We start from the raw sequence: 23,900 nt of genomic DNA, 5'->3' as shown, positions 1-23,900 counted from the left end.
GGGTATCGCCCGGCACCGTCGCTCAGCGCTGGGGCACGAACAGCAGATCCTGGAAGTCGAAGCTGAAATCGGTCAGGTCGGAGATCGCCTGCATCCGCACATCGCGCACCTTGCCATCCGGATCGAGGCTGAAGTTCACGAAGGCGTCGGCATTGAGCGAGCGGTCGTCCCAGCGCACGATGAAGGTATCGTGCTGCCAGTGTTCAAGGCGCCCGCGCAGCTGTGCGGTGCGGGCGAACTGCAGGCGCAGCTGCCTGCCGTCCACGCTGACCTGCATGTCGCCATACCAGCGATCACGGTAGTTGCCGGCATAGCCGGCCAGCGGCAGCGACGGACGCGACCGTGCATCGCGCTCGGCCACATGACGGGCCCAGCCTTCGTCGGCGCGCTGTTCTGCCTTGGCCACGGCCTTGGCATAGGCGTCCACCCAGTCGTGCGGCGCCGCGCCCAGATAGGCGTCAAGCACGCTCAGGGTGATCGCGTTGAACGCCGCGCCCACCTCCTGGTTGGTCAGCACCACCACACCCAGATTCTGTTCGGGCACCAGGGTCAGCCGCGAGACCATGCCCGGCCAGCCGCCGGTATGCCAGACCAGCTTCTGCCCCCGGAAATCGCTCAGGCTCCAGCCCTCGCCGTAGCCGGCGAAATTGGGCCGCGCCGGGCGCAGCTCCGGCACGCTCGGCTCGGCCACCGTCTGCGGGGTCAGTACCTGCCACATCTGCCGCTGCGCGTCCGGACTGAACAACGACGTGCCATCGGCCAGCAGCCCATTCGCCAACTGCACCTGCATCCAGCGTGCCATGTCATGTGCGCTGGAATAGATGCCGCCGGCGCCGGCGTTGTTGGACCAGGTCAGCGGTGCAACCGAGCGCAGTTCCTTGAAATCATAGCGCGCGTGACCCACGGCGGCTTTGTCGCCGGGCTGGAGGTGGTCGGCGTTGTAGCGCGTGCCCTCCATGCCCACCTTGTCGAAGATGCGTACCTGCAGGAACTGCTGGTAGCTCATGCCGGAGACCTGCTCGATCACCTGCTGGGCGACCGCGTAGAGAATGTTGTCGTAGGCGTAGCGCTCGCGGAAGCCGCCCTTGAGCGGCACCTGGCCCAGCCGCTGGACCACCTCGGCGTTGCTGTAGGTGGTGGTTGGCCAGAACAGCAGGTCCCCCGCGCCCAGACTCAGACCGCTGCGGTGCGAGAGCAGGTCACGGATCGTCATCTGTGAGGTGACGTAGGGATCGGACATCCGGAACGACGGCAGGTGATCGATCACCTTGTCGTCCATCTTCAGCCTGCCATCCTCGGCAAGCAGCTGCAGCGAGGTGGCAGTGAAGGCCTTCGTGTTGGACGCGATGGCAAACAGCGTGTCGGCGTCCACCGGTTCGGACCTTCCCAGCTCACGTACACCCCATCCTCTTGCCAGCACCACCTGCCCGTCCTTGACCACGGCCACCGCGATGCCGGGTACGTCGAACTGGCGGCGAACCGCTTCCACGGTGCGGTCCAGCTGCTCCAGCGGCGCAGCGTTGGACGGCGGCGCCGCCTCCACGGTCAGTGCGCAGGCCATCAGCATCGCGCCTCCAATCCAGGTCTTCATCAAACAGGTCTCCAGCGGGAAAGAGGCAGCGCGTTGCCCACTGCCGGGTGATTGCCGATGGTAACCACTCCACTGTGTCGCCGCCCCTGCCGGTAGTGACGGCACTACCCGAACCCGGGCGCGCCGCGCACAATAGCGCCGATGAGCACCCCCGATACCCGCAAAGCGCTGTTGCAGATCCACTTCTGTGTCCTGCTGTGGGGGATCACCGCCATCCTCGGCAAACTGATCACCCTGCCCGCGCTGCCATTGGTGTGGTGGCGCATGCTGCTGGTCGTGGCAATGCTGGCGCTGCTGCCACGGGTCTGGCGCGGGCTGCGCGCCCTGCCGCCTGCGGTGATCGCCGGCTACGCGGGCATCGGTGTGCTGGTGGCGCTGCACTGGTTGACCTTCTACGGTGCGGTCAAGCTGGCCAATGCCTCGGTGGCGGCGACCTGCATTGCGCTGGCGCCGGTGTTCACCTCGATCATCGAGCCTTGGGTGGCCAAGCGGCCGTTCCAGCTGCGCGAGCTGGCCTTCGGGCTGGCGGTGCTGCCCGGGGTTGCGCTGGTGGTCGGTGGCGTACCCGACGGCATGCGCATCGGCGTACTGGTCGGTGCCATGTCGGCGCTGCTGGTGGCGGTGTTCGGCTCGCTCAACAAGCGCATGGTCAGTCACGCTGATCCGCTGACCGTGACCGCGCTTGAACTCGGTGCCGGTACGCTGGCGCTGACCCTGCTGGCACCGGCACTGCCGCTGCTGCTGCCCGCGCTGGCCAGCCCGCTATGGGTGCTGCCCGACCTGCACGACGGCCTGCTGCTGCTCCTGCTTGCAGGGGCCTGCACCCTGCTGCCCTTTGCACTGGCGCTGGTGGCGCTGCGCCACCTCAGCGCCTACACCGTGCAGCTGGTCACCAATCTGGAGCCGGTATACGCCGTGCTGCTGGCCATCGTGCTGCTCGGCGAACAGCACGAAGTCAGCGCCCGTTTCTATCTCGGCGTAGCCATCATCATCGGCGCCGTGTTCCTGCACCCGCTGCTGCACCGGCGCCGCCCGGCAGCGTTGCCCGCGGCGGGCGGTTGATCGCCTGCCTGGCAGGTGACCGCCCGCCGCAGCACGCGCTGCCCTGGTAGGTGACGACCAACGGTCGTCACCTACCTCTCAATCGACCGCCCGCTCCACGCGATTGCGGCCGCTGGCCTTGGCCCGGTACAGCGCGGCGTCGGCACGCTGCAGCGTCTGGTCGATGCTGTGGCCTGCATGGTGCATCGCCACCCCGGCGCTGACCGTGACCGGGAAACCCAGCGCCAATGACTCCACCGCCCGCCGCAGCAACTCGCACTGCAGTTCAGCTGCGCGGACGTCGGTATCAGGCATCAGCACCAGAAACTCTTCCCCGCCATACCGCGCGGCCAGGCCGCGCCCAGCAGAATGCGTGCGCAGCACCGCGCCCAGCTCAGCCAACACGCGGTCGCCGGTGGCATGTCCGTGCACGTCGTTGATGCGTTTGAAATGGTCGATATCCAGCAGGGCCACGCTGGTCGGGCGCGACTGGCCTTCGGCATCGCCTACCGCCGCCTCCAGCGCCGCCGCCATCGCCCGCCGGTTCGGCAGGCCGGTCAGGGCGTCGGTGCGGCTCTGCTCGGTGAGGTCGGCGTTCTGGGCCAGCAGCACCTCGTGGTACTCGGTCAGCAGGCGCTGGTAGTCATCGCGCTCGAGCATGTGCTGCTGGATGTCCAGCGCAAACCGGCGCAGTTCCATGACCACCATGACCTGCCGCGAAAGAGCAACCAGGGCTTCGGTCTGCGCCGGCTGCAGATGCTGCGGGCGCGGGTCGAACACGCACAGCGTACCCAGCGCCATGCCGTCGCTGCTCAGCAGCGGCGCGCCCGCATAGAAACGGATATGCGGCTCGCCCACGACCACCGGGTTGTCATGGAAGCGCTGATCCTGCCGTGCATCCTCGACCACCATTACTTCCTGCGGCTGCAGGATGGCGTGGCCGCACATCGACTCGCTGCGCGGGAGCTCGGCGGCCTCGACGCCATGCATCGCCTTGAACCACTGGCGCTCGACATCCACCAGGGTGACCGCTGCCATCGAGGTCCCACAGACCGCCTTGGCAATGGTCACCAGGTCGTCGAAGGAGCGCTCCTTCTGCGAGTCGAGAATCCGGTAACGGTACAGCGCCTGCAGGCGCTGGGCCTCGTTGGCGGGGTTTTCGGGACGGATCATCCAGCGGCGTTTCCTGCAGTCAGTGAGGTCGGCAGCGGCGAACAGGCGCGACGCTGCCCTGGCCTCTGACGTTACCAGTTCTGCTGGTTCGGGAGCAGTCCGCGCAGTTCCTGTTCAGTCAGGTTGCGCCACTGGCCAGGCTTGAGCGCGCCAATCTTGATGTTGTCGATGCGCACGCGGCGCAGCTGGGTGACGCGGAACCCGAACGCGGCCGCCATCAGGCGGATCTGCCGGTTCAAGCCCTGCTGCAGGGTGATGCGGAAGCCGAACTTTGCCAGCTTCGAGGTGCGGCACGGCAGGGTCATCTGGTCGTGGATGCGCACGCCGCGCGCCATGCCGCGCAGGAACTCATCGGTGACCGGCTTGTTGACCGCAACCAGATACTCCTTCTGGTGACCATTCTCGGCACGCAGGATCTGGTTGACGATGTCGCCATTGCTGGTCATCAGGATCAGACCTTCGGAATCCTTGTCCAGCCGGCCTATCGGGAAGATGCGCTGTTCATGACCGACGAAGTCGACGATGTTGCCCTTGACCGCGCTCTCGGTGGTGCAGGTCACCCCCACCGGTTTGTTAAGCACGATGTACACATGGCGGCGCGCGCCGGGCCGGGCGGCCTGGCGCGCGCGCAGCGGCTGGCCGTCGACCAGCACCTGGTCTTCTTCGCCGACAACGGCACCGGTGCCGGCCGGCGTGCCATTGACGGTGACGCGGCGTTCGCCGATCAGACGATCGGCCTCACGGCGGGAACAGAAGCCGGTCTCGGCGATGTATTTGTTGAGTCGGGTGGTCATGCCGCCATTATCCGGCATCGGCCGGCTGAGCGGCAGTCGCCCGCGGCGGAATCGCCTCCAGCTGCTCGCCGTCCATTACCCGGTCGCGACCGGCGCGCTTGGCCGCGTACATCGCGTGATCGGCCCGGCGCAGCAGTGCGGCCAGGTCATCGCTGCCCGGTCGCCACTGTGCCAAGCCGATACTGGCGGTGATGACCAGACCTTCAACCTGCAGGCCTGCCGCCGCTTCGGAAACGCGTTGGCGCACCCGCTCCAGGCGTAGTGCAGCCTGCTGCCGCGAGCAGCCCGGCAACAGCAGCAGAAACTCCTCGCCGCCCATGCGGAATACATCCTCCCGCCCGCGCATGCAGCTGCGCAGGGCTTCGGCCACGGCGATCAGCACGGCATCGCCGATGTCGTGACCGTGGCGATCATTGATGTCCTTGAACAGGTCGATGTCCAGAAAACCCACCACCAGCGGCCGTCCATCGCCAGCGGACTGCAGGCGGCTGGCCAGCTGACGCAGGCCGGCGCGGCGGTTGCCCAGCCCGGTCAGCACATCGGTGTCGGCCAGCTGGCGCAGCTCATCACGCTGGGCGCGCAGCTGGCCAAGCCGCTGGTTAAGCGCGTAGGCGGCCATCATCAGCAGCCAGGTCACCGAAACCTGCAGCAGCTCGACACGGTAGGCAAGCAGCCAGCGTGCAGCCAGCAGATCGGCCACGATCATCAGCAGGAACGGCAGCAGCGCCAGCAGGCCGACGCTGGCCCAACGATCACCGCGGCTCCAGGCCCACAGGCCCGTGCCGAGGCACACGCCACAGCCCACCATGTACACCGCTTCCAGCACGTCGGCCGCCCAGCCCAGCGCCCCCCAGCCCATCGATGGCACCACCAGCAGCGGTGCCAGCAGCGCCACGGCCAGGCCACGCAGCACCCGCCGCGAGGCCGGCCAGAGCCGCAGCCCGCCGTTGAGCCACCACAGTACCGGCACGAACAGCGTCATCACCACAGCGGTCAGTCCTACCACCCACGGGGCGGTGGCCCACGCCACCGGCAGCCACGGCTCGGGATAACCGCTCAGACCACTGAGCACTGACTGCCACAGCACGAAGGCCGTGCACACGCCGACGTAGCCCAGGAACGCGCGATCACGCGCACTCAGATAGCCCATCAGCGCGGACAGGGCCAGCGCCAACGCCACGGCGATGCACGCTGCGCGGATCAGCAGGCGCGCGGTGTCGTTCTGCTGGACCGGGCTGGGCGCGCCCATCAGCAGCGTCGGCCCCCAGCGCTTCTTGAGCGGCTCAGGCCAGGAGACGCGCAGCGGATCGTGACTTCCCGCCGGCGGCACGATGACGATGCCGATTCCCGCGCGGAAGCGCGAGTCGCGGGTCCGCGCATCGCTCATGGTGCCGCAGATATCCCGGTCGGCGTAGGAAAGCTCGACCTCCCCGGCCAGCACGTTGAACACGTCCAGCGCCTGCGGCTGACCGGACCAGCCCGCTGTTGGTGCCGGGATCACCAGCGTCTGCCGGCGCTCGCCCAGCTGGGCCGGGTTGCACGCACGGTGCGGTGTAGGTTCGTCGGTGGCCTGGCCCAGCAGCAGGTAGTCGTCCACCGGCTGCGGCGCGGCACTGACGATGCAGGGGGCCATCAGCAGCCAGCCCAACACCAGCAGCACGGCCAGTGCGGTTCCGCTTGCGCGTCTGATTGTCCAGCGTTGCACTGCCCACCCGCCCCTTGCTGCGCACACGCGGATCGCGCGACGTCCATTGTCTGCGCAGATTATCGCAGTCCTGCGACGGCGGTGCTGCTCGACTTCAGGAGGGTGCCTCAGCCGCGCCATCGCGGCTCGACGCCGGTCGGCGGCGCCTGCCGTTCTGGGCCCGGCCCTGCGTCCATCAGCTCCTCAAGCGGCTGCGGCCATGCAATGGCATGGCCCTGAAGCCCCTGCACACCCATGTCCGCCAGCGCGCGCGCCGCCGCTTCGGTTTCCACCCACTCGGCCACGACCTGCAGGTCCAGCTCTCGGCCCAGTGCGGCGATCGCACGCACGGTGGCCCGGCTGACCGGGTTGGTCTCCATATCACGCACGAACGCACCGTCGATCTTCAGCAGATCGGCTGAAAGCTCGCGCAGGTAGCCGAATGAAGACAGCCCCGAGCCGAAGTCATCCAGCGCGATGCGGCACCCGCGTGCCTTCACGGCGTCGATGAAGCGACGCGCCTGCGGCAGGTTGTGGATCACCGCGGTCTCGGTGATCTCCAGGCACAGGCGACCGGCCATGCTGCGGTTACGTTCCAGCAGATCGCTGACAAAGGCCAGGAACGCCGGCTCGGTGATCGACTGGGCCGAGACGTTGACGTTGCACAGGCCGAGCTGCTTCACGTGCGCAGGGCACTGCTGCAGATGCCGGAACAGCAGCGAAAGCACCGAGCGGTCCAGCGCCATGCCCATGCCATAGCGCTCCACTGCGGCGATGAACTCAGCCGGCCCATGAACCGTTCCGTCGGTGTCGCGCAGCCGCACCAGCACCTCGTAATGCAGGTAGCCGGGCATGCGTGGGTGCTCGATGCGCTGGGCGAACAGCACCAGACGGTCCTCGGCGATGGCCAGGCTCACACGGCGCAGACGGGCGGCATCCTGACGCCGCTCGGCCACCGCCATGCGGTTCTCGTTGAAACAGTGCACGCGGTTGCGGCCGCCCTGTTTGGCTGCGTAGCAGGCGCTGTCGGCCGCACTCAGCACCCAGTTCACGTCCGGCGCATCTGCGCTGAACTCCAGTACGCCGACGCTGCAGCTCACCGTTGGCACCTCCGGAGAGAGCGCCAGGCTGATCTGGCCCAGCGTGTCCATCACCCGCTGTGCTACCCGGCGCGCCTCGTCCTGTGTCGTCCCGGCCAGGAACAGCGCGAACTCGTCGGCCCCCAGCCGCCCCACCCAGTCGCTCTCGCGCACCGCCGCTTTGAGGTGCCCGGCGAAAACACGCAGAATCTCGTCACCGGCCGCGTGCCCGGCGCTGTCGTTGACCAGTTTGAAATGATCCAGGTTGAAGTGGCACAGCGCATGCAGTCCGCCCTCGCCCCGCAGCTGCGACAGCGCGCGCTCCAGCCGCTGTTCGATCTCATGCCGGTTGGCCAGGCCGGTAAGCGGATCGTGACTGGCCTGGTGGGCCACCTCGCGCGCCAGAGCATGGGTCTGGCTGACGTCCTCGACGATGGCGAACACGGAATGGCCGCGCCGGCCATGAGGCACGATCGTACCGCTCCAGCGTCCCCAGATCAGGCCGCCATCGCTGCGCCGGAAGCGCAGTTCGCTCGGCCGCAGCTGCCGCGGCCAGTCAATGCTGCCGTCCTGGTTCAAGACCATCTCGCCCTCCACCAGCAGCTGCGCGAGATTGGACGCCAGCAGCGCGCTGTGCGGCATATGCAGGATGTCGGCCAGTGCCTGGTTGGCCTCCAGCACCTGTCCATGCGGGTCAAGTTTGAGCATCCCCACATGGGCCTGGTGGAACGCCGCGCGGAACCGGCTTTCCTGCTCGAAGTGGACGATGCGCACCCGCCGTGCCAGCAGGATCGCCACCAGCGTGATCGCCAGTACCGAAAGCACGCTGGCCGCCAGCGTGAGCAGGCGCACCAGCCCGGCCATGTCCAGCAAGGCCGCCGAAAAGGCCGCGGCGTTTGCCTGCAGTTCGCTGTCCAGTGCCTGCAGGCGCAACCGGTAGCCACGGCGGTCGGCCTCGTCCAGCACCCCTGTCATGGCCATTGCCTGCTCCAGGTCATCGGCCATCGCCTGCAGCTCCAGCAGGCCGGCATCGCTTTGCTGCCAGACCCTGCTGGACGCACGGAACACCGGAAGATCGCGTCCATGGCGATAGGAAAGGATCAGACGGTTGATATCGCCGCGGTCATTGCCGCCCTGGAGGAACCCGGTCCGCGCGGCGGCCGTGTCGGGCGGGTCCTGTTCGAGCGCGAGCCGGGCGTGCATGTCGCCCAGCGGTATGGCCAGCGCACTGCGGGCTTCGGCAAGGTCGACCTCGCGGCCATCGTCCACATACCGTTCCAGCGCCGCGACGGCGCGCTGCTGCCCGCGCGACCAGTGGCTCTGCCCCACGATCCATGCGGTGGAGGTCGCCTGGATTTCCTGCACCACGATCGAGACACCCACCAGCGCCAACGCGATGGCGGTAAGCAGGGCCAGACGCCGGTTCAAACCGCGCGCTTTGGGCACGTATTGCAACGACGCGGTATCGCTGGTTTCCATCATGGATCCCCCCGAATCCGATCAGTCGACCGGTGCTGGCCTGTTGTCGCATCAGACAGCGTAGGGGGGGATTTGTCAGCGCCGCGCGAAGAAATGCCGCCGCGGTGAAAACGCGAAACGCCAGCCCCGAAAGGACTGGCGTTCGCTGCAGCTGACTGCCGCCGGACAGCGCCGGCGCTGCGCTTAGAAGCTGCGCGGGCCGCGCGGCTTGAACCCATCGCGGCGTGGCGGACGGCTGTCGCGGTCACCGCCCGGGCCTCCCGGCCCACGGCGCGGACCGCCCGGACCACCCGGACCGCCCTTGCCGAAGCGCGGCTTGAACGGACGCGCGGCCTGGCTCAGGTCCTCACCCGGCTCGACCCGACGCATCTGCAGCTGCTGGCCGGATACCCACACCTTCTTCAGGTGCGAAAGCACGTCCTGCGGCATGTCCACCGGCAGGTCCAGTACCGAGAAGTCCTCGTGGATGTCGATGCGCCCGATGAAGCGGCTCTCCAGACCTGCCTCGTTGGCGATGGCGCCGACGATGTTGGCCGGCTTCACGCCGTGGGTGTGGCCCACTTCGATACGGAAGGTTTCCATGCCCTGGTCCGGGGCACCACGCGGTGGCACTTCGCGCCGCGGACGCTCCTGGTAACCCTCACCTTCAGCACGCGGGCCGCGCTCGAAACGCGGACCCCGCTCAGGTCGCTCGGTACGCTCGAAGCGCTCGCGTGGGGCACGCTCCTCACGCGGAGCACGCACCGGCGGCTGCAGCAGGAAGGGAGTATCGCCCTGCAGCATCCTGGCCAACGCAGCGGCAATATCCAGTGCCGGCACGTTTTTCTCTGTCTCGAAGCGCTCCAGCAGCTGGCGGTAGAAGTCCAGACCGCCGGCTTCCAGCGTTTCGGTGATGCGCGAAGTGAATTTGCTGATCCGCGTGTCATTCACTGCTTCGACTGTCGGCAGCTGCATTTCTTCGATCGGCTGGCGCGTGGCACGCTCGATCTGGCGCAACATACCCTTCTCGCGCGGCGTGGCGAACAGGATCGCCTCGCCGCTGCGGCCGGCGCGGCCGGTACGGCCGATGCGGTGCACGTAGCTTTCGGTGTCATACGGGATGTCGTAGTTCAGCACGTGGCTGATGCGCTCCACGTCCAGACCACGGGCGGCCACGTCGGTGGCCACCAGGATGTCCAGCTTGCCTTCCTTCAGCATGGCGATGGTCCGCTCACGCTGGGCCTGCTGCATGTCGCCGTTGATCGCTGCGGCCGCCAGACCACGCGCCTGCAGCTTGCCGGCCAGCTCCTCGGTGCCAGCCTTGGTCCGCGCGAAGATGATCATCGCATCGAACGGCTCCACTTCCAGGATGCGGGTCAGCGCATCGAGCTTGTGCATGCCGCTCACCCACCAGTAACGCTGGCGGATGTTGGCCGAGGTAGTGGTCTTGGCCGCGATGGTGACTTCCACCGGGTCCTGCAGATAGGTCTGGGCGATGCGACGGATCTGCGGCGGCATGGTCGCCGAGAACAGCGCAACCTGGCGCTGCTCGGGCAGCTTCTTCAGCACCGCTTCGACATCGTCGATGAAGCCCATGCGCAGCATCTCATCGGCTTCGTCGAGCACCAGCGTTTTCAGCTCGGACAGGTCCAGGGTGCTGCGGTCCAGATGGTCGATGACGCGGCCGGGCGTACCCACGACGATATGCACGCCACGGCGCAGGGCCGACAACTGCTGCCCGTAGGGCTGGCCGCCGTAGACCGGCAGCACGCGGAAGCCCGGGATCTTCGAGGAATACGACTGGAACGCTTCGGCGACCTGGATGGCCAGCTCACGCGTCGGCGCCAGGATCAGCGCCTGGGGCTTGCTTTGCTGCAGGTCGATGTTGGACAGTACCGGCAAGGCGAAGGCAGCGGTCTTGCCGGTGCCGGTCTGGGCCTGGCCCAGCACGTCGCGCCCTTCCAGCATCGCCGGAATGGTGGCGGCCTGGATCGGGGACGGGGTTTCGTAGCCGATGGCGGTGACGGCGTGCATGACAGGCTCGGACAGGCCAAGCTGCGCGAACTGCAGCTGCGCCGGGGTTTCTTGAGACATTGGGGAACTCCACAGGCACTGCCACGAGCATGGCAGGCGATGAAAAAAAGGAATGCGCGCTTTGGGCGCCCTTCTATCGCGTGCCCTGAGCGCTGCTCGATCAAAGCGGAATCATAACCCATTCTGCCTGAACGCCCCATACAGGTTGTCGCCCCCTCCCCGTGCGGCGCGTGCTGGCGCACAATGAGCGCCCTTTGCAGATGGCGCCCTGTTTCCATGCAGATCCTGGAATTCGACCTCGACGGCGATTATGTCGAACTCAAACAACTGCTCAAGCTGGCCGACCTGGTGACCAGCGGTGGTGAAGCCAAGACGGTGATCAGTGACGGGCTCGTGCTGGTCGACGGTGAAGTGGAGCTGCGCAAGGCCTGCAAGATCCGCGCAGGCCAGGTGGTGGAGTTCAACGAGAGCCAGATCCGCGTCCTTGCCTCGCCCTGAGCCTCAGGCCACGCGCTGGGTCAGGTGACGGGCAATGGCCTGGCGGAACGGCCCAACCCCCTGCGCCAGCCGCAGCCCCGCCGCGCGCAGCAGCCGCGTCGGCGGGCGGTCATCGGTGTAGAGGCTGGCAATGGCGTTGGTAGCTTCGTACAGCGGCCGTGAGGCCAGCCGGTGGCCGCGCTGGTAACGCGCAAGCAGCGCCGCATCACCGATGTCGCCACCGCGCGCCTGCTGCTGTGCCAGCAGGCCGGCCAGGCGATGCTGGCTGGCCAGACCCAGATTGAAGCCGTGCGCGGTCACCGGGTGCATGCCCACGGCGGCATCCCCGATCAAGGCAGCGCGCGTGCCGGCAAAACGCAGCGCATACACGCCGACCAGAGGATAGGCCTGCGGGGTGGCCACCGGCTGCATGCGTCCAAGGCGATGTTCGAACATCGCGCTGATGGTCTGACCGAAGCCAACCGCATCCTGCGCCAGCAATGCCTCGATCTGCTGCGGCGGCATGGTGATCACCGCCGATGCCTGGCCATCGTTGAGCGGCAGCAAGGCCATCGTCCGTCCGTAGCCGAACCATTCCCACGCGGTGTGGTGGTGGTCGCGCTCCACATCCATCCGGCACACCAGCATCGACCTGCCGAAATCCCGCATGTGCGCGCCGATGCCCAGCAGACGGCGGGTCGCCGAGAAGCGGCTGTCCGCCGCCACCAGCAGCCGGGCCTGCAGCACGCTGCCATCATCCAACTGCAGGCGGTGGCCCTGATCGTCGCTGTCCAGCGACTGGAGTCTGCGCCCATCCAGCACTTCCAGGCCCGGCTGACCCTGCACGACGTCCCATGCAGCACGGCGTATCAGGTGGTTGGGCACCAGCCAGCCCAGCGGCTGACCGTCATGCTGGGTGCTGGCAAAGGTCAGCGCGAACGAGGCCCGTCCGTCAAGCACGCGCGCGTCGCGCAGTGCGGCGATCTCCGCCGCCGGAAGCCGCTCCCAGATGCCCAGTGTCTGCAGTATCTGGCGCGACGCGTGGGTCAGGGCGATTTCGCGGCCGTCGAAGGCCGCCTCGGCAAGGGCCTGCCGCGGCTGCTGCTCGATGATGCCCACACTGAGGCCACTGGCCGCCAGCGAGCGGGCGAAACACAACCCGGCCGGACCGGCGCCGACCACTCCCACATCCACACTTCGCATGACTGGACTCCCGAACGATTGCGGCCCAGCATGATGCCGGGCCGCCGGTCTGTCCTTGATCCGGATCAGCCGCCCCGGTCGCGGACTACAGCAGCGCGGCCAGCAGCATGCCCACGCCGACCATCGACACCAGCCACACCAGGCTGCGCACATACGGGACGCCCAGCGCGTACAGCGGCAGGTAAATCACGCGCGCCCAGAAATACAGCTGGACGGCCAGCGCCGTACTGCTGTCCAGCCGTCCGGCCACCACCACCGCCAGCGCCGCGGCGGCGAAGATCGGGAATGTCTCGAAGAAGTTCGACTGCGCCCGCTGCAGTCGCCCGGCCAATGGGCCGAGCGGCTTGGCCGGGGCATCGCGGGCCGAGGCATTCCACCTGGTGCCGCGCTCGCGCGTCACCGCAAAGGAAGCGACAAAAAGGTGCACGATCCCCAGCACCATCGCCCACGCCAGGAACTGCAGTTCGACGGCCATCAGCGTGCCGCCGTGGCGCCGGGCGCGCGCAGGCTGTAACCGGCCACGCGCCAGACATTGTCTTCATCCAGCCGGAAGCTCACCAGCTCGCGGACGGGCTGGACGTTGTTGGCAAACCGGGTGGGATAGGTGACGCTGGCATACAACCCTTCCGGCACTGCCCCGCCCTTGCCGTGGCGTACGTAGGTGACGCTCGGTTCGCCGCGTGACTGCAGCGCACCCAGGCGATCGCGGTCGGCTTTCAGCTGGCTGACAAAGGCCTCGCGGGTGACCGCATTGCGCGCCACGACCGAGGCGCCGCTCCAGATCTCCGCGCTGCGCTGGGCGTCGACCATGTCGACCACGCGGCGGGCAGCGGCAGCCACCTCGGCGTTCTGCCGGGCCACCTGGGCCTTCTGCGCCTCGCTCAGCACCGGGGCTGCAGGAGCGGCTGGAGCTGCAGGCGCGGCGGGGGCAGCCGGCGCCGGTGCTGGCGCCTGCGCGAGTGCGGCGAAAGGAAGCAGCAGTGACAGCACAACGACCTGACGTTTCATGGCGACCCTCGGTCTGCGGAATGTGCGGGCAGTCTATGCCAGCGGCAGGTGAGGGCGCCGGCAATTCAGCGCTGACCCTCCCCCTCGGCCAGCGCCTGGTCCGCATCGGCCGAGGATATCCCGGCGCGCGGCTGGTCAGTCGCGGCAGGCGCGGCGGCGGCTGACTCGCCGGGCGCAGGCGGCAGCGTCGCCACGTCGAACTCGGACAGCGGGCTCTGCTGCGGGCACTGTGCGTCAGGGAAACCGAAACGCTCCTTCAGCGCCTGACCACAGCTGCTCACCGCCTCCAGTTCGGCGCCATCGCGCTTGCACTGCTGGTCGAAGGCCACAAGGAAGGCATCCTTGCGTCGGACGAAATCGTCGCCGCAGTTGCGCATCTGGGTAATCCGCTCCAGGTCGTCCTGCACCGCATTGGTGCCGTCCAGCCCGAACTGGCGCAGCTCCTCGGCACTGAGCAGACGCAGGCTGCGGTTGGGTACGGTCATCATCAGGTCGGCCACGCCCACCGCCACGCCGTTGCGCTGCAGGTAGTCCTTGACGTTGTCGTAGACCTCCTGCAGCTCGCGGTTGAGCTCGGCGCGCGAGGTGGCCTTGGAGCTGATGCGCATCATCCGGTGGATGCCGACTTTCCCCGACACCAACCGGTTATCACCGGCGGCAAGCACGAACACGCAGGCGCTGTGGCAGACCGAGCCCTCGCGTACCCAGATGGTCCAGCCCGAGTCGCCGATGCTGTCGCCGGCCACGATGGCCGACTCGACCTGGCCACCGCTGGAGTCCAGGTCAAGAATGCGCTTGTGGATCTTCAACTGGTCGGCGACAACGGCCAGGCGCCAGACCAGCTCGGCAAAACCCGGATTGATCTTGCCGCTGTAGCGCACCCGCAACAGGCCGCGCTCCACGCAGGGCGCAAGCGCCTGCTCGATGTCGGCGCGTTCAAGGCCAGCCAATGCCGTGCCGTCGCCCTGCCCATCGGCGTAGTCGGTGCCACAGCTGATCCGCGCCTGCCCGTTGTCCAGTGCCGCCGCCGGCCAGGGCCGATCGGCGAGGCTGGCCGGCGGCGGCAAGGGTGCCGGCGCGTCGGCCACGTTGATCGATACCATGTGGTCGCCGTCGCCCGCCGGGGCGCGCGCGGCGGCCTCGTTGCCGGTGGCATTGCCGGTGTTTTCCAGCTGACCACAGCCAGCCAGCGCAAGGCACAACGGGAGCAACCACCGCGAGGAGACCATGGAACCGCCGGACGTTTTCCGTGAAGTGATGGACAGTCTAGGCGCTGGCTGGCCACGCGCGGCAACGTCGCCTGAATCCAGCCCTGCGCGTGTCGACCCACGGTCGTTGCCCAGCTGCGGCAGCGCCAGCCCCGATGATGCGGCAATGATCGTCGTCGCGCTTTCCCGCTGCCCGCCAGTGATGTCGGAAAATGGCCAGCCAAGCCGCGCCGACGCCCCTAGACTGGTCGCCATGGACTCCTCGCTTTTCCAGGACACCGCCACCTGCGAGCGCGCCCGCCTGGCCCGCGATGCGCGCTTTGACGGCCTGTTCTACACAGCGGTGCGTACCACCGGCATCTATTGCCGGCCGGTCTGCCCGGCGCCGCCGCCGAAACCGGCCAACGTGCAGTACTACCCGAGTGCCGCAGCGGCCAGCGCGGCCGGCTACCGCCCCTGCCTGCGCTGCCGTCCCGAACGTTCTCCAGCGGCGCAGCAGCAGGCGGGCGATGCGGTACTGGGGCGCGCGCTGGCCCTGCTCAATGCCGGGTTCCTGCAGGACCACCCTGTCGGTGCGCTGGCCGCCCGCGTCGATCTTGGCGCACGCCAGCTGCAGCGCCTGTTCGTGGCCCGGCTCGGTGCCGGGCCGCTGCAGCTGCATACCACCCGCCGCCTGCTGTTGGCGCGGCAGCTGCTCAGCGAGACCCATCTGAGCGTCACCGATGTCGCGCTGGCATCGGGTTTCAACAGCATCCGGCGCTTCAACGATGCCTTCCGCACCGGATGCGGCATGCCCCCCAGCGCGATTCGACGGCAGACGGCGCCGGCGCACGGCCAAGGGCAGGCGCTGGTGCTGCGGCTGGGCTATCGGCCGCCACTGGATTTCGGCCTGATGCTGGGCTTTCTGCGTCGGCGCATGATCCCCGGCATCGAGCGGATCGAGGCCGACAGCTACGAGCGCGTGATCGGGCCTGCCCAGCGGCCGGGCCTGCTGCGGGTCAGCGCCGATCCACAGCGCAGCGAACTGCGCCTGCAGCTGGACCGGGTCGAGCCTGTGCAGATCCCGCAGGTCGTGGCCCGCGTCCGCCACCTGTTCGACCTCGACGCGGATCTGCTGCAGGTTCATGCCGCGCTTGCCAGCGAACCCCTGCTCGCGCAGGGCATCGCCCAGCGGCCCGGGCTGCGTGTGCCGGGTGGCTGGGACGGCTTTGAGGTCGCAGTCCGCGCGGTGCTCGGGCAGCAGGTCAGCGTGGCAGCCGCCACCACGCTTGCGCGCCGCCTGGTGGCGGCCTACGGACAGCCGCTGGACGGCATGCCGGCAGGGCTGGACCGCCTGTTCCCGTCCCCGCAGGCATTGGCCGACGCCCCTCTGGAAGCGATCGGGCTGCCGCGGACCCGGGCCTCCACGCTGCGCGCCCTGGCCCAGGCCTGCGCCGCCGGCACGCTCGACTTCGCACCCGGCCAGGCGCTGGAGGCCTTCGTGCAGCGCTGCGTCGCGCTGCCCGGCATCGGGCCGTGGACAGCCCAGTACATCGCACTGCGCGCGCTGGGCCAACCCGATGCCTTCCCGGCCGGTGACCTGGTACTGCAGCAGATGCTCGGTGCCCCCGGCCCGCGCCTGAACCAACGCCAGGCCGAAGCCCGTTCCCAGCGCTGGCGGCCCTGGCGCGCCTATGCCGTGCTGCATCTGTGGCACCTGTCCGTCCCCTTCAGCGGAGCCCCGGAATGATCCTGTACTTTGACTGCTTCGACAGCCCCATCGGCGCGCTGACCGTGGCCGGCAACGATCACGGCATCGCCCACATCCTGTTCGCGCAGAACCGCCATGCGGCCAGAGACAGGGAGTTCTGGCAGCACCGGCCGGCGGCAGTTGCCGAGGCCAGGCAGCAGCTGCTGCAGTTCCTGTCAGGCCAGCGCACGGAGTTCACGCTGCCGCTGGCGCCGCAGGGCACGCCCTTCCAGCTGCGGGTGTGGCAGGCGCTGGCGACCATCCCCTACGGACACACCCGCAGCTACCGCGAACTGGCTACCGCGCTGGGCCAGCCCACCGCTACGCGTGCGGTGGGTGCTGCCAATGGCCGCAACCCGCTGCCGATCGTGCTGCCCTGCCATCGGGTCGTCGGCAGCAATGGCGCCTTGACCGGTTTCAGTGGCGGTCTGGAGGTCAAGCAGGCACTGCTGCAGCTGGAAACGGGGCACGCCCCGTTCGCGCTGGCATGAGGCCATCGCCCGCGCTTGCGGCCTGCGCTGTCTTGGGCGGGTCATCGCGGCGCATTATCATGGGGCGATGACCTTTCCACGCCTTGCCTGGGCGCTGGCCGCATTCCTGCCGCTGGCTGCCTGCACTACTACGCCCTCTTCTCCGCCAGCCGCTCCGGCCACCCCTACCGGCGCGGCTGCCGCTGCCCCCCGGCTGCTGCTGATTTCCATCGACGGCCTGCGTGCCGATGCGCTGGACCGCGGCATCACCCCCAACCTCCAGCGCATCATCGACGGCGGCGTACGCGCCCGCTGGATGACGCCCTCCTACCCGGCCCTGACCTTCCCCAATCACTACACGCTGGTCACCGGCCTGCGCCCCGACCACCACGGCATCATCCACAACAGCATGCAGGACCCGGCGCTGGGGGCGTTCAAGCTGGCCGACAGCACGGCCATCAACCAGCCTGGCTGGTGGGGTGGCGAGCCCATCTGGGTCAGCGCCGAGCAGGCCGGCGTGCGCACCGCGACATGGTCGTGGCCGGGCAGCGAAGCGCAGATCAAGGGGCATCGCCCCAGCCAATGGCAGGCCTACGACCACAGCGTCCCGCTGCTGACCCGGGTGCAGACCGTGCTTGGCTGGCTGCAGCGCAACGACGCCGATGCGCCGCGTTTTGCCGCGCTTTACATGGAGAACGTGGACAAGGCCGGGCATGCCAACGGTCCGGAGTCGCCCGAGTACACGGCTGCGATCATCGCGGCAGACACGGCGGTGGGCGCCCTGCTCGACGGTCTGCGCGCGCGCGGTCTTGCCGACAGCACCAACGTGGTGCTGGTCTCCGACCACGGCATGGCCTCGGTGGCGCAGGGGCAGGTGATCCCGGTCGAATCGATGGTGGACCCGGCGCTGGCGCGCAACGTCAGCGTCGGTCAGGTCGTCGGCTTCGAGCCGCTGGACGGCCAACGCGCGGCGGCCGAACGCGTCCTGCTCGGCCGCCACGCCCAGTACGAATGCTGGACGAAGCAGACCTTGCCGCCGCGCTGGCACTACGGCAGCCACCCGCGCATCCCTTCGATCGTCTGCCAGATGGACGAAGGCTGGGATGCGCTGACCCGCGAGACCATCGCCCGGCGCGCACACCAGGAACGGGGCTCGCACGGCTACGACAACACGTTGCCCTCGATGCGGGCGGTGTTCATCGCGCAGGGCCCGTCGTTCCGCCGGGGGCTGGTGATTGATGCATTCGACAACGTCGATGTGTACCCGCTGCTGGCGCGGTTGCTGCAGGTACCGGCCGCACCCAACGATGGCAATCCGGAGACGCTGCAGCGCACGCTGCGTTGACGGGTGGGTCAAGCTCTACCGCCGCCACGTGACGACCAACGGTCGTCACCTGCCGCGCGGCAATCACGTGACGACCAAAAAAAAACGCGGCGCAAGCGCCGCGTCTTCGGTATTACCCGGTCGGCGATCAGCCGGCCTTGGCCACAGCCTTCTTGGCCACGGCCTTCTTTGCCGGAGCCTTGGCCACGGTCTTCTTGGCAACCGGCGCAGCGGCGCCTACGGCCACCTTGCTCGCGGTGTGCGAACGGGCATTGCCGTAGCTGGCGTTGTAGCGCTTGCCCTTGGCGGTCTTGCGGTCACCCTTACCCATGTCTTGAACTCCTTACAAGTCTGATTCTGGTTAACCCCGTTCTGACACGGGTTCGGCAGGGCCGTCTTTCGAAGACGCCCCCGCGCACGATGGAAGAGACTACCACGCCGGCCCTAGTGCGCGCAGCTGGCGTCGTGCACGTGACTGTGGTTCAGGCGCAGGTTGACCAGGTGCGCGATGCCCACCAGAACGCCCCCCAGCGTCATCACCACCGCATGCGGCACCGGACTGTGATGCAGCGGGTCATACAGCAGCCCGGCCCAGAGTGCGAACAGGCCTGGCACCAGAAAGCCCAGCGCGCGCAGCGCGCCATGGCGACGATAGCCCCACAGCAGGCTGAACAGCCCCAGCAGGGTCACGAACACCACCAGGCCCTGTTCGACCCCGTCGCCGAGCCACACCGACAGACCCAGCGAGGGCGCCAGTGCCAGCAGCACGGGAATGACAGCACAGTGCACCGCGCACAGCAGCGAGCCGGTGGCACCGAAACGATCAAGCAGATGACGAAGGCGGGGGTTCACGGATATGACTTCCAGCAGGGGCGACACGTCGTTATGGAATAATATAACATCATTCCCGGGCAGCACGCCGCTCTCTCCCCTGAATCCCTGCCAGTCCGCCTCACCGCTGCAGGCAGCGTGCGCCACCCGATTGATACAATATAACGCTCAATGGATACCGCCATGAATGCCCTGCGTCACCGCCTCCCCCGCCACGCCCTCGTGGTCGCGCTCAGCGCCGCGCTGCTGCCTGCCTTCGCCTACGCCGACCCACAGCACGGCGATGGTCACCTGATCGAACTGTCTGCGGTCAAGGTCACTGCCTCACCATTGCAGGGAGATGCCGAATCGCTGGCGCGCCCGGTCGAGGTGCTGGCGGGTGAGCGCCTGGACGAACAGAAGGGCGGCACCCTCGGTGACACCGTGGCCAAGCTGCCCGGCGTGCAGTCCACGTTCTTCGGTCCCGGCGTCGGTCGGCCGATCATCCGTGGCCAGGAGGGCCCGCGCGTGCAGGTGCTGTCCAACGGCGTAGGCAACATGGATGCCTCCACCGTCAGCGCCGACCACGCCACCAGCATCGAGCCGTTCCTGGCCGACCAGATCGAAGTGCTCAAGGGCCCGGCCACCCTGCTGTTCGGCAGCGGTGCCATCGGCGGCGCGGTCAATGTGGTCGATGGCCGCATCGCCAGCCAGATCCCGGACCGTCCGCTCAGCGGTCGCGCCGAAGTACGCGGCAACAGCGTCAACAAGGAACGCAGCGGCATGTTCCGCCTCGACGGCGTCAACGGCGACTGGGTGCTGCATGTCGACGGCCTGGTGCGCAACGGCGATGATTACCGGATTCCCGGCTACGCGGTCATCGATTCGCTGGAAGAGCACGACCACGGTCATGACCATGATCACGCCGACGAGGACGGCGCCGAGCCGCGTCGCGGCCGTCTGGACAACAGCTCCATCCGTACCCGTGCAGGCGGCGTGGGGGCTACCTGGCTGGGCGAAGGCGGTTATTTCGGCCTCTCGGCCAGCACCTACCGCACCAACTACGGCATTCCCAACGGTGCCCACGTGCATGCCGATGGCGATGACCACGGCCATGATCATGACCATGACCATGACCACGACCATGGCGAGGAAGAAGGTGACGAGCACGATGTGCGCATCGACATGGTGCAGAACCGCTTTGACTTCAAGGGCGGCATCTACAACCCGGTCTCGTTCCTGAAGAACATCAACCTGCGCGCTGGCTACACCGACTACGAGCATACCGAGCTGGAAGGCGGCACGCCGTCCACCCGCTTCACCAACCGTGGCATCGAAGGCCGCCTGGAAGCGGTGCAGCAGCAGGTCGCCGGCTGGGACGGCGCGTTCGGCCTGCAGTTCGGGCACAGCAACTTCGGTGCACGCGGCGAAGAGGCCTTCGTGCCGGACACCCAGACCCGCAACCTGGGCCTGTTCGTACTGCAGGAAAAGCAGTTCGGCCCGCTCAAGCTGGAACTGGGTGCGCGCCATGACCAGGTCAAGCTGGATCCCACCAGCGACCAGGCCCGCCGCAGTTTCGACGCCACCAATCTGTCCGCTGCCAGCATCTGGAAGCTCAACGACGCGGTCGACCTGCGCTTTGGCATTGACAGCTCCGAGCGTGCGCCGACCAACGAAGAGCTTTATGCCGCTGGCGCCCACATCGCCACCCGCTCGGTGGAACTGGGTGATGCCAACCTGAAAACCGAGCGCGGCCAGCGCATGGAGCTGGGCATCCACACCCACAGCGATCGCCTGGACTTCTCGGCCTCGATCTACCAGACCCGCTTCAAGGACTTCATCTACCTGGCCGACACCGGCGTGGTGGAGAGCCTGCCGGTTCGCCTGTGGGCGCAGCAGGATGCCACCTTCAAGGGCGCCGAGGCCGAAGCCCTGGTGCATCTGTTCGAGGGCAGCGCCGGCGACTGGGATCTGCGCGTGTTCGGTGACTACGTCAAGGCCGAGCTGGATGGCTCGGGCAGCCGCAGCGTCAATATCGCCGTGCCGCACGGCGACCACGCACACAACTACACCGTCGAGCTGGCCAACGGTGGCTATCTGCCGCGGATCTCGCCGGCGCGCGTGGGCGCGGACCTGCGCTGGTCGCATGACGGCTGGCGCGCCTCCCTCGGTGCGGTGCGTTACAGCAGCCAGAAGGATGTGGCCCAGAACGAAGAGGCCAGCAACGGCTACACCCTGGTGGACGCCCACCTGGCCTACCGATGGGACCGCAATGACAGCAACAGCTATGAGGTCTTCCTCGATGGCAGCAACCTGACCAACCGCGAAGCACGCCCGCATACCTCCCTGCTGCGTGACTATTCGCCGCTGCCGGGCCGCGGCGTGGCCTTCGGTATCCGCGCCTTCTTCTGATCCAAGGTGCATGTGGGGGCGTGCCGACGGCGCGCCCCCACCTCTGCCGCCAACCCGCTGCGCCCGGGTCACATCTGCCTCTCGCACGGCGGACAGATATGTCCGATGATGCCGGCATGAGCTCTCTCCGTGCCGACGCGGCTGCGCGCCGCGCCCTGATCCTGGACGCCGCCGACCATGTCTTCGGCAGCCACGGTGTCAACGCCCCGCTGGACCTGGTCGTCGAGCGTGCCCAGGTGGGACGGGCGACGCTGTACCGCAACTTCCATGACCGCACCGCACTGATGCAGGCCTTGCTGGAGCGCACGGTGGACCGTATCGCGCGTCGTGCGCGCGCGCTCGAAGGACGCGACGACGCGCTGTTCGAGCTGATCGCCGACATTGCCCAGCGCACCGTGGACTCCCCGGCATTGTCCGACTACTGGCGTGCCGTCGACCCCAACGACTCCGCCATGAAGGCCGCACGCGCCGAGGTCTGGGCGATCTTCGAAGGCCCCATGCAGCGCGCGGTCGCCGCTGGTCTATGCCGACCGGACCTGCTTGTCGCCGACATCACGCTGATCTCGGGCATGCTGGGCGCGGCACTGCGCGGCAGAACACGTGATGAGCGCACCGTGCTTGCCCGCCGCGCGCTGGAGCTGCTGCGTGGCGGCCTGCAGGGGCCCGCCGCCGCAGTCGATACTGACGGTGGAAACCGCTCACCGGAGGCATGATGCCGCAGCCGTACCTCAAGCCTGTACCCGACTGGGAGGAGCACGAAAAGCCCACCCTGCCCGGCTCGGCTTCGATGCCCTGGCACCCGCCCACACGTCGTCTGGCCTATGCGCTGGTGGCGGTGCTGGTGGCGATCACCGGTGGCCTGGGCAATGCACTGGTCACCGCGAACCTGCCCTTCCTGCAGGGGCAGCTCGGCCTGACACCACTGCAGGGCACCTGGCTGGTGGCCGCCTACGCGATGGTCAACGTCACCGCCAACCTGCTGGCCTTCAAGTTCCGCCAGCAGTACGGCATCCGCCTGTTCGCCGAGATCGGGCTCGGCCTGTATGCAGCCCTGGCCGTGCTGCATCTGCTGGTGGGCAGTTTCGAGACGATGGTGCTCGCCCGCGCCGCCAGCGGCTTTGCCGGTGCGGCCTGTACCACGCTGGGTACGATGTACATGCTGCAGGCCCTGCCCCGCCGCTTCACCGGCAACCTGCTGGTAGTCGGGGTGGGGCTTTCGCAGCTGGCCGTACCGCTGGCCTGGCTGGTCTCGCCCGGGCTGGTGGACACCGGCCAGTGGCACGACCTGTACCTGTTCGAGGCCGGCCTGGCCCTGTGCGCCGTCGCTGCCGTGGTGGTGCTCAAGCTGCCGCCGGGCGTGCAGATCAAGGTGTTCGAGCCGCTGGATTTTGTCACCTTCGCGCTGCTTGCCCCGGCAGTGGCCCTGCTGGTCATCGTGCTGGCCCAGGGCTATACGCGCTGGTGGCTGGACAGTGACTGGCTGGGCTGGGCGCTGGTGGCCTCGATCAGTCTGGGCACGGCCGCATTCGCCGTTGAACACCGCCGTCGCAACCCGCTGCTGCAGACCCGCTGGCTGGCCAGCCTGCCCGTGCTGCATTTCATCGTCGGCGCGTTTCTGCTGCGCTTTCTCACCACCGAGCAGTCCTACGGCGTGGTCGGTCTGATGCGCAACCTGGGCATGGGCCCGGACCAGATGCGGCCGCTGTTTGCCGTGGTGCTGGCCGGCGTGGTCACCGGCATCGCCACCAGCGCGCTGACATTCGGGCCCAAACGGCTGATCGCCCAGCTGTTGATGGCGATCCTGCTGCTGGGCAGTGCCGCCCTGCTCGACCAGAACCGCACCAGCCTGGATCGGCCGCACGATTTCTTCCTGAGCCAGTTCCTGGCCTCCACCGGCGCCGGGATGTTCATGGGGCCGCTGATCATGCTCGGCATCACCGCCGCGCTGAAGCAGGGCGTGGACCATATGATCACCTTCCTGGTCACCCTGTCGATCACCCAGACCCTGGGCGGGCTGGCCGGCTCGGCGGTGCTGGGCACGTTCCAGCTGCACCGCGAGCAGGTGTACTCCAGCGCCCAGGTCAGCCAGCTCGACCCGGCCGACCCGGTGGTCGCCCAGCGCCTGCGTCTGCAGCAGCAGATCTATGCAGCCCAGCTCACCGACCCGGTGCTGCGCAGCGCGCAGGGCACCGCGCAGCTGGCCACCATCAGTCGCCGCGAAGCAAACGTGCGCGGCTTCAATGATGTGTTCACCCTGAGCAAGTGGCTGGCGCTGGGGTTCCTGGCCTGGCTGCTGCTGCTCAGCCTGCGCACGGCCGTACTCAAGCAGTGGCGCAAGCGCCATCCACCGCCGCACACGCTGTCGCCCGCCGTGCCCCCTGCTGCCCCTGCCCCGCGTTGAGACC

Annotated in this window: 20 protein-coding genes; 8 read left to right on the top strand and 12 right to left on the bottom strand. The window is 68.0% G+C overall.

The genetic code is table 11. The features are described from left to right. Window positions 1–22: 22 nt before the first annotated feature. Window positions 23–1,591: a serine hydrolase gene (locus tag RZA67_RS04545; RefSeq protein ID WP_317211430.1), complete on the bottom strand. Its 1,569-nt coding sequence runs from the start codon at window positions 1,589–1,591 to the stop codon at window positions 23–25. Between the two features lie 141 nt (window positions 1,592–1,732). On the opposite strand from RZA67_RS04545, the gene RZA67_RS04540 reads away from it, so the two are divergent. After that, window positions 1,733–2,653: a DMT family transporter gene (locus RZA67_RS04540; RefSeq protein WP_317211429.1), complete on the top strand. Its 921-nt coding sequence runs from the start codon at window positions 1,733–1,735 to the stop codon at window positions 2,651–2,653. Window positions 2,654–2,731: 78 nt separating this feature from the next. Here the strand turns inward: RZA67_RS04540 and RZA67_RS04535 are convergent, their stop codons facing one another. From RZA67_RS04535 to RZA67_RS04515, 5 genes are all read right to left on the bottom strand, one after another. After that, window positions 2,732–3,805, bottom strand: a complete 1,074-nt coding sequence (locus tag RZA67_RS04535; protein ID WP_317211427.1) for a sensor domain-containing diguanylate cyclase — start codon at window positions 3,803–3,805, stop codon at window positions 2,732–2,734. Window positions 3,806–3,876: 71 nt separating this feature from the next. Then, on the bottom strand, window positions 3,877–4,599 hold the full coding sequence (locus RZA67_RS04530; protein ID WP_317211425.1) for a pseudouridine synthase: 723 nt from the start codon (window positions 4,597–4,599) through the stop codon (window positions 3,877–3,879). Between the two features lie 7 nt (window positions 4,600–4,606). Next, on the bottom strand, window positions 4,607–6,232 hold the full coding sequence (locus RZA67_RS04525; protein ID WP_317213808.1) for a diguanylate cyclase: 1,626 nt from the start codon (window positions 6,230–6,232) through the stop codon (window positions 4,607–4,609). Window positions 6,233–6,411: 179 nt separating this feature from the next. Continuing rightward, window positions 6,412–8,841 (bottom strand): EAL domain-containing protein, encoded by a 2,430-nt coding sequence (locus tag RZA67_RS04520; protein WP_317211423.1) that lies wholly within the window; start codon window positions 8,839–8,841, stop codon window positions 6,412–6,414. 183 nt (window positions 8,842–9,024) lie between these two features. After that, window positions 9,025–10,914 carry a DEAD/DEAH box helicase gene (locus RZA67_RS04515; RefSeq protein WP_317211422.1) on the bottom strand — a complete coding sequence of 630 codons (1,890 nt, stop codon included), beginning with the start codon at window positions 10,912–10,914 and terminating at the stop codon, window positions 9,025–9,027. Between the two features lie 216 nt (window positions 10,915–11,130). Between RZA67_RS04515 and RZA67_RS04510 the strand changes: the two genes are divergently transcribed. After that, on the top strand, window positions 11,131–11,352 hold the full coding sequence (locus tag RZA67_RS04510; RefSeq protein ID WP_317211421.1) for an RNA-binding S4 domain-containing protein: 222 nt from the start codon (window positions 11,131–11,133) through the stop codon (window positions 11,350–11,352). Window positions 11,353–11,355: 3 nt separating this feature from the next. Here RZA67_RS04510 and ubiM read toward each other — a convergent pair whose 3' ends face one another. From ubiM to RZA67_RS04490, 4 genes are all read right to left on the bottom strand, one after another. Then, the gene (gene ubiM, locus RZA67_RS04505; protein ID WP_317211419.1) at window positions 11,356–12,534 is read right to left on the bottom strand and encodes a 5-demethoxyubiquinol-8 5-hydroxylase UbiM; all 1,179 of its coding nucleotides are present in this window, start codon (window positions 12,532–12,534) and stop codon (window positions 11,356–11,358) included. Between the two features lie 85 nt (window positions 12,535–12,619). After that, entirely contained in the window at window positions 12,620–13,009 is a 390-nt protein-coding gene (locus RZA67_RS04500; RefSeq protein ID WP_317211418.1) for an MAPEG family protein, read from the bottom strand. Then, window positions 13,009–13,542 (bottom strand): DUF4019 domain-containing protein, encoded by a 534-nt coding sequence (locus tag RZA67_RS04495; RefSeq protein WP_317211417.1) that lies wholly within the window; start codon window positions 13,540–13,542, stop codon window positions 13,009–13,011. The genes RZA67_RS04500 and RZA67_RS04495 overlap by 1 nt, the downstream gene beginning before the upstream one ends. 65 nt (window positions 13,543–13,607) lie before the next feature. Continuing rightward, complete coding sequence (locus RZA67_RS04490; RefSeq protein WP_317211416.1) at window positions 13,608–14,771, bottom strand: hypothetical protein; 1,164 nt, start codon at window positions 14,769–14,771, stop codon at window positions 13,608–13,610. 232 nt (window positions 14,772–15,003) lie between these two features. On the opposite strand from RZA67_RS04490, the gene RZA67_RS04485 reads away from it, so the two are divergent. From RZA67_RS04485 to RZA67_RS04475, 3 genes are all read left to right on the top strand, one after another. Beyond that, window positions 15,004–16,479: an AlkA N-terminal domain-containing protein gene (locus tag RZA67_RS04485; protein ID WP_317211415.1), complete on the top strand. Its 1,476-nt coding sequence runs from the start codon at window positions 15,004–15,006 to the stop codon at window positions 16,477–16,479. Beyond that, entirely contained in the window at window positions 16,476–16,970 is a 495-nt protein-coding gene (locus tag RZA67_RS04480; RefSeq protein ID WP_317211414.1) for a methylated-DNA--[protein]-cysteine S-methyltransferase, read from the top strand. The genes RZA67_RS04485 and RZA67_RS04480 overlap by 4 nt, the downstream gene beginning before the upstream one ends. Before the next feature lie 67 nt (window positions 16,971–17,037). Then, window positions 17,038–18,294 (top strand): ectonucleotide pyrophosphatase/phosphodiesterase, encoded by a 1,257-nt coding sequence (locus RZA67_RS04475; RefSeq protein ID WP_317211413.1) that lies wholly within the window; start codon window positions 17,038–17,040, stop codon window positions 18,292–18,294. 127 nt (window positions 18,295–18,421) lie between these two features. Here RZA67_RS04475 and RZA67_RS04470 read toward each other — a convergent pair whose 3' ends face one another. Together RZA67_RS04470 and RZA67_RS04465 are read right to left on the bottom strand one after the other, a co-directional pair. Continuing rightward, window positions 18,422–18,604 (bottom strand): 30S ribosomal protein THX, encoded by a 183-nt coding sequence (locus tag RZA67_RS04470; RefSeq protein WP_025879339.1) that lies wholly within the window; start codon window positions 18,602–18,604, stop codon window positions 18,422–18,424. A 113-nt stretch (window positions 18,605–18,717) separates the two neighbouring features. Continuing rightward, window positions 18,718–19,131, bottom strand: a complete 414-nt coding sequence (locus tag RZA67_RS04465; RefSeq protein ID WP_317213807.1) for a MerC domain-containing protein — start codon at window positions 19,129–19,131, stop codon at window positions 18,718–18,720. A gap of 156 nt (window positions 19,132–19,287) precedes the next feature. Here RZA67_RS04465 and RZA67_RS04460 point away from each other — a divergent pair, with 156 nt between their 5' ends. The 3 genes from RZA67_RS04460 (at window position 19,288) to RZA67_RS04450 (ending at window position 23,896) form a co-directional block, all read left to right on the top strand. Beyond that, window positions 19,288–21,495: a TonB-dependent receptor gene (locus RZA67_RS04460; RefSeq protein ID WP_317211410.1), complete on the top strand. Its 2,208-nt coding sequence runs from the start codon at window positions 19,288–19,290 to the stop codon at window positions 21,493–21,495. A gap of 116 nt (window positions 21,496–21,611) precedes the next feature. Beyond that, window positions 21,612–22,208, top strand: a complete 597-nt coding sequence (locus RZA67_RS04455) for a helix-turn-helix domain-containing protein (protein WP_317211409.1) — start codon at window positions 21,612–21,614, stop codon at window positions 22,206–22,208. Next, window positions 22,208–23,896, top strand: coding sequence for an MFS transporter (locus tag RZA67_RS04450; protein ID WP_317211408.1), 1,689 nt, complete (start codon window positions 22,208–22,210; stop codon window positions 23,894–23,896). The genes RZA67_RS04455 and RZA67_RS04450 overlap by 1 nt, the downstream gene beginning before the upstream one ends. Window positions 23,897–23,900 lie beyond the last annotated feature (4 nt).

It is taken from the genome of Stenotrophomonas sp. C3(2023) (assembly GCF_032911385.1).
Lineage (GTDB): Bacteria > Pseudomonadota > Gammaproteobacteria > Xanthomonadales > Xanthomonadaceae > Stenotrophomonas.
The sequence above is the reverse complement of the archived record's forward strand: the minus strand, read 5'-3'. Positions and strand labels throughout refer to the sequence as shown.

Bases quoted from the DNA above. Each gene is read 5' to 3' on its own strand.
- RZA67_RS04545 (WP_317211430.1), bottom strand. From the start codon at position 1,591: ATGAAGACCTGGATTGGAGGCGCGATGCTGATGGCCTGCGCACTGACC.
- RZA67_RS04540 (WP_317211429.1), top strand. From the start codon at position 1,733: ATGAGCACCCCCGATACCCGCAAAGCGCTGTTGCAGATCCACTTCTGT.
- RZA67_RS04535 (WP_317211427.1), bottom strand. From the start codon at position 3,805: ATGATCCGTCCCGAAAACCCCGCCAACGAGGCCCAGCGCCTGCAGGCG.
- RZA67_RS04530 (WP_317211425.1), bottom strand. From the start codon at position 4,599: ATGACCACCCGACTCAACAAATACATCGCCGAGACCGGCTTCTGTTCC.
- RZA67_RS04525 (WP_317213808.1), bottom strand. From the start codon at position 6,232: ATGGCCCCCTGCATCGTCAGTGCCGCGCCGCAGCCGGTGGACGACTAC.
- RZA67_RS04520 (WP_317211423.1), bottom strand. From the start codon at position 8,841: ATGGAAACCAGCGATACCGCGTCGTTGCAATACGTGCCCAAAGCGCGC.
- RZA67_RS04515 (WP_317211422.1), bottom strand. From the start codon at position 10,914: ATGTCTCAAGAAACCCCGGCGCAGCTGCAGTTCGCGCAGCTTGGCCTG.
- RZA67_RS04510 (WP_317211421.1), top strand. From the start codon at position 11,131: ATGCAGATCCTGGAATTCGACCTCGACGGCGATTATGTCGAACTCAAA.
- ubiM (WP_317211419.1), bottom strand. From the start codon at position 12,534: ATGCGAAGTGTGGATGTGGGAGTGGTCGGCGCCGGTCCGGCCGGGTTG.
- RZA67_RS04500 (WP_317211418.1), bottom strand. From the start codon at position 13,009: ATGGCCGTCGAACTGCAGTTCCTGGCGTGGGCGATGGTGCTGGGGATC.
- RZA67_RS04495 (WP_317211417.1), bottom strand. From the start codon at position 13,542: ATGAAACGTCAGGTCGTTGTGCTGTCACTGCTGCTTCCTTTCGCCGCA.
- RZA67_RS04490 (WP_317211416.1), bottom strand. From the start codon at position 14,771: ATGGTCTCCTCGCGGTGGTTGCTCCCGTTGTGCCTTGCGCTGGCTGGC.
- RZA67_RS04485 (WP_317211415.1), top strand. From the start codon at position 15,004: ATGGACTCCTCGCTTTTCCAGGACACCGCCACCTGCGAGCGCGCCCGC.
- RZA67_RS04480 (WP_317211414.1), top strand. From the start codon at position 16,476: ATGATCCTGTACTTTGACTGCTTCGACAGCCCCATCGGCGCGCTGACC.
- RZA67_RS04475 (WP_317211413.1), top strand. From the start codon at position 17,038: ATGACCTTTCCACGCCTTGCCTGGGCGCTGGCCGCATTCCTGCCGCTG.
- RZA67_RS04470 (WP_025879339.1), bottom strand. From the start codon at position 18,604: ATGGGTAAGGGTGACCGCAAGACCGCCAAGGGCAAGCGCTACAACGCC.
- RZA67_RS04460 (WP_317211410.1), top strand. From the start codon at position 19,288: ATGAATGCCCTGCGTCACCGCCTCCCCCGCCACGCCCTCGTGGTCGCG.
- RZA67_RS04455 (WP_317211409.1), top strand. From the start codon at position 21,612: ATGAGCTCTCTCCGTGCCGACGCGGCTGCGCGCCGCGCCCTGATCCTG.
- RZA67_RS04450 (WP_317211408.1), top strand. From the start codon at position 22,208: ATGCCGCAGCCGTACCTCAAGCCTGTACCCGACTGGGAGGAGCACGAA.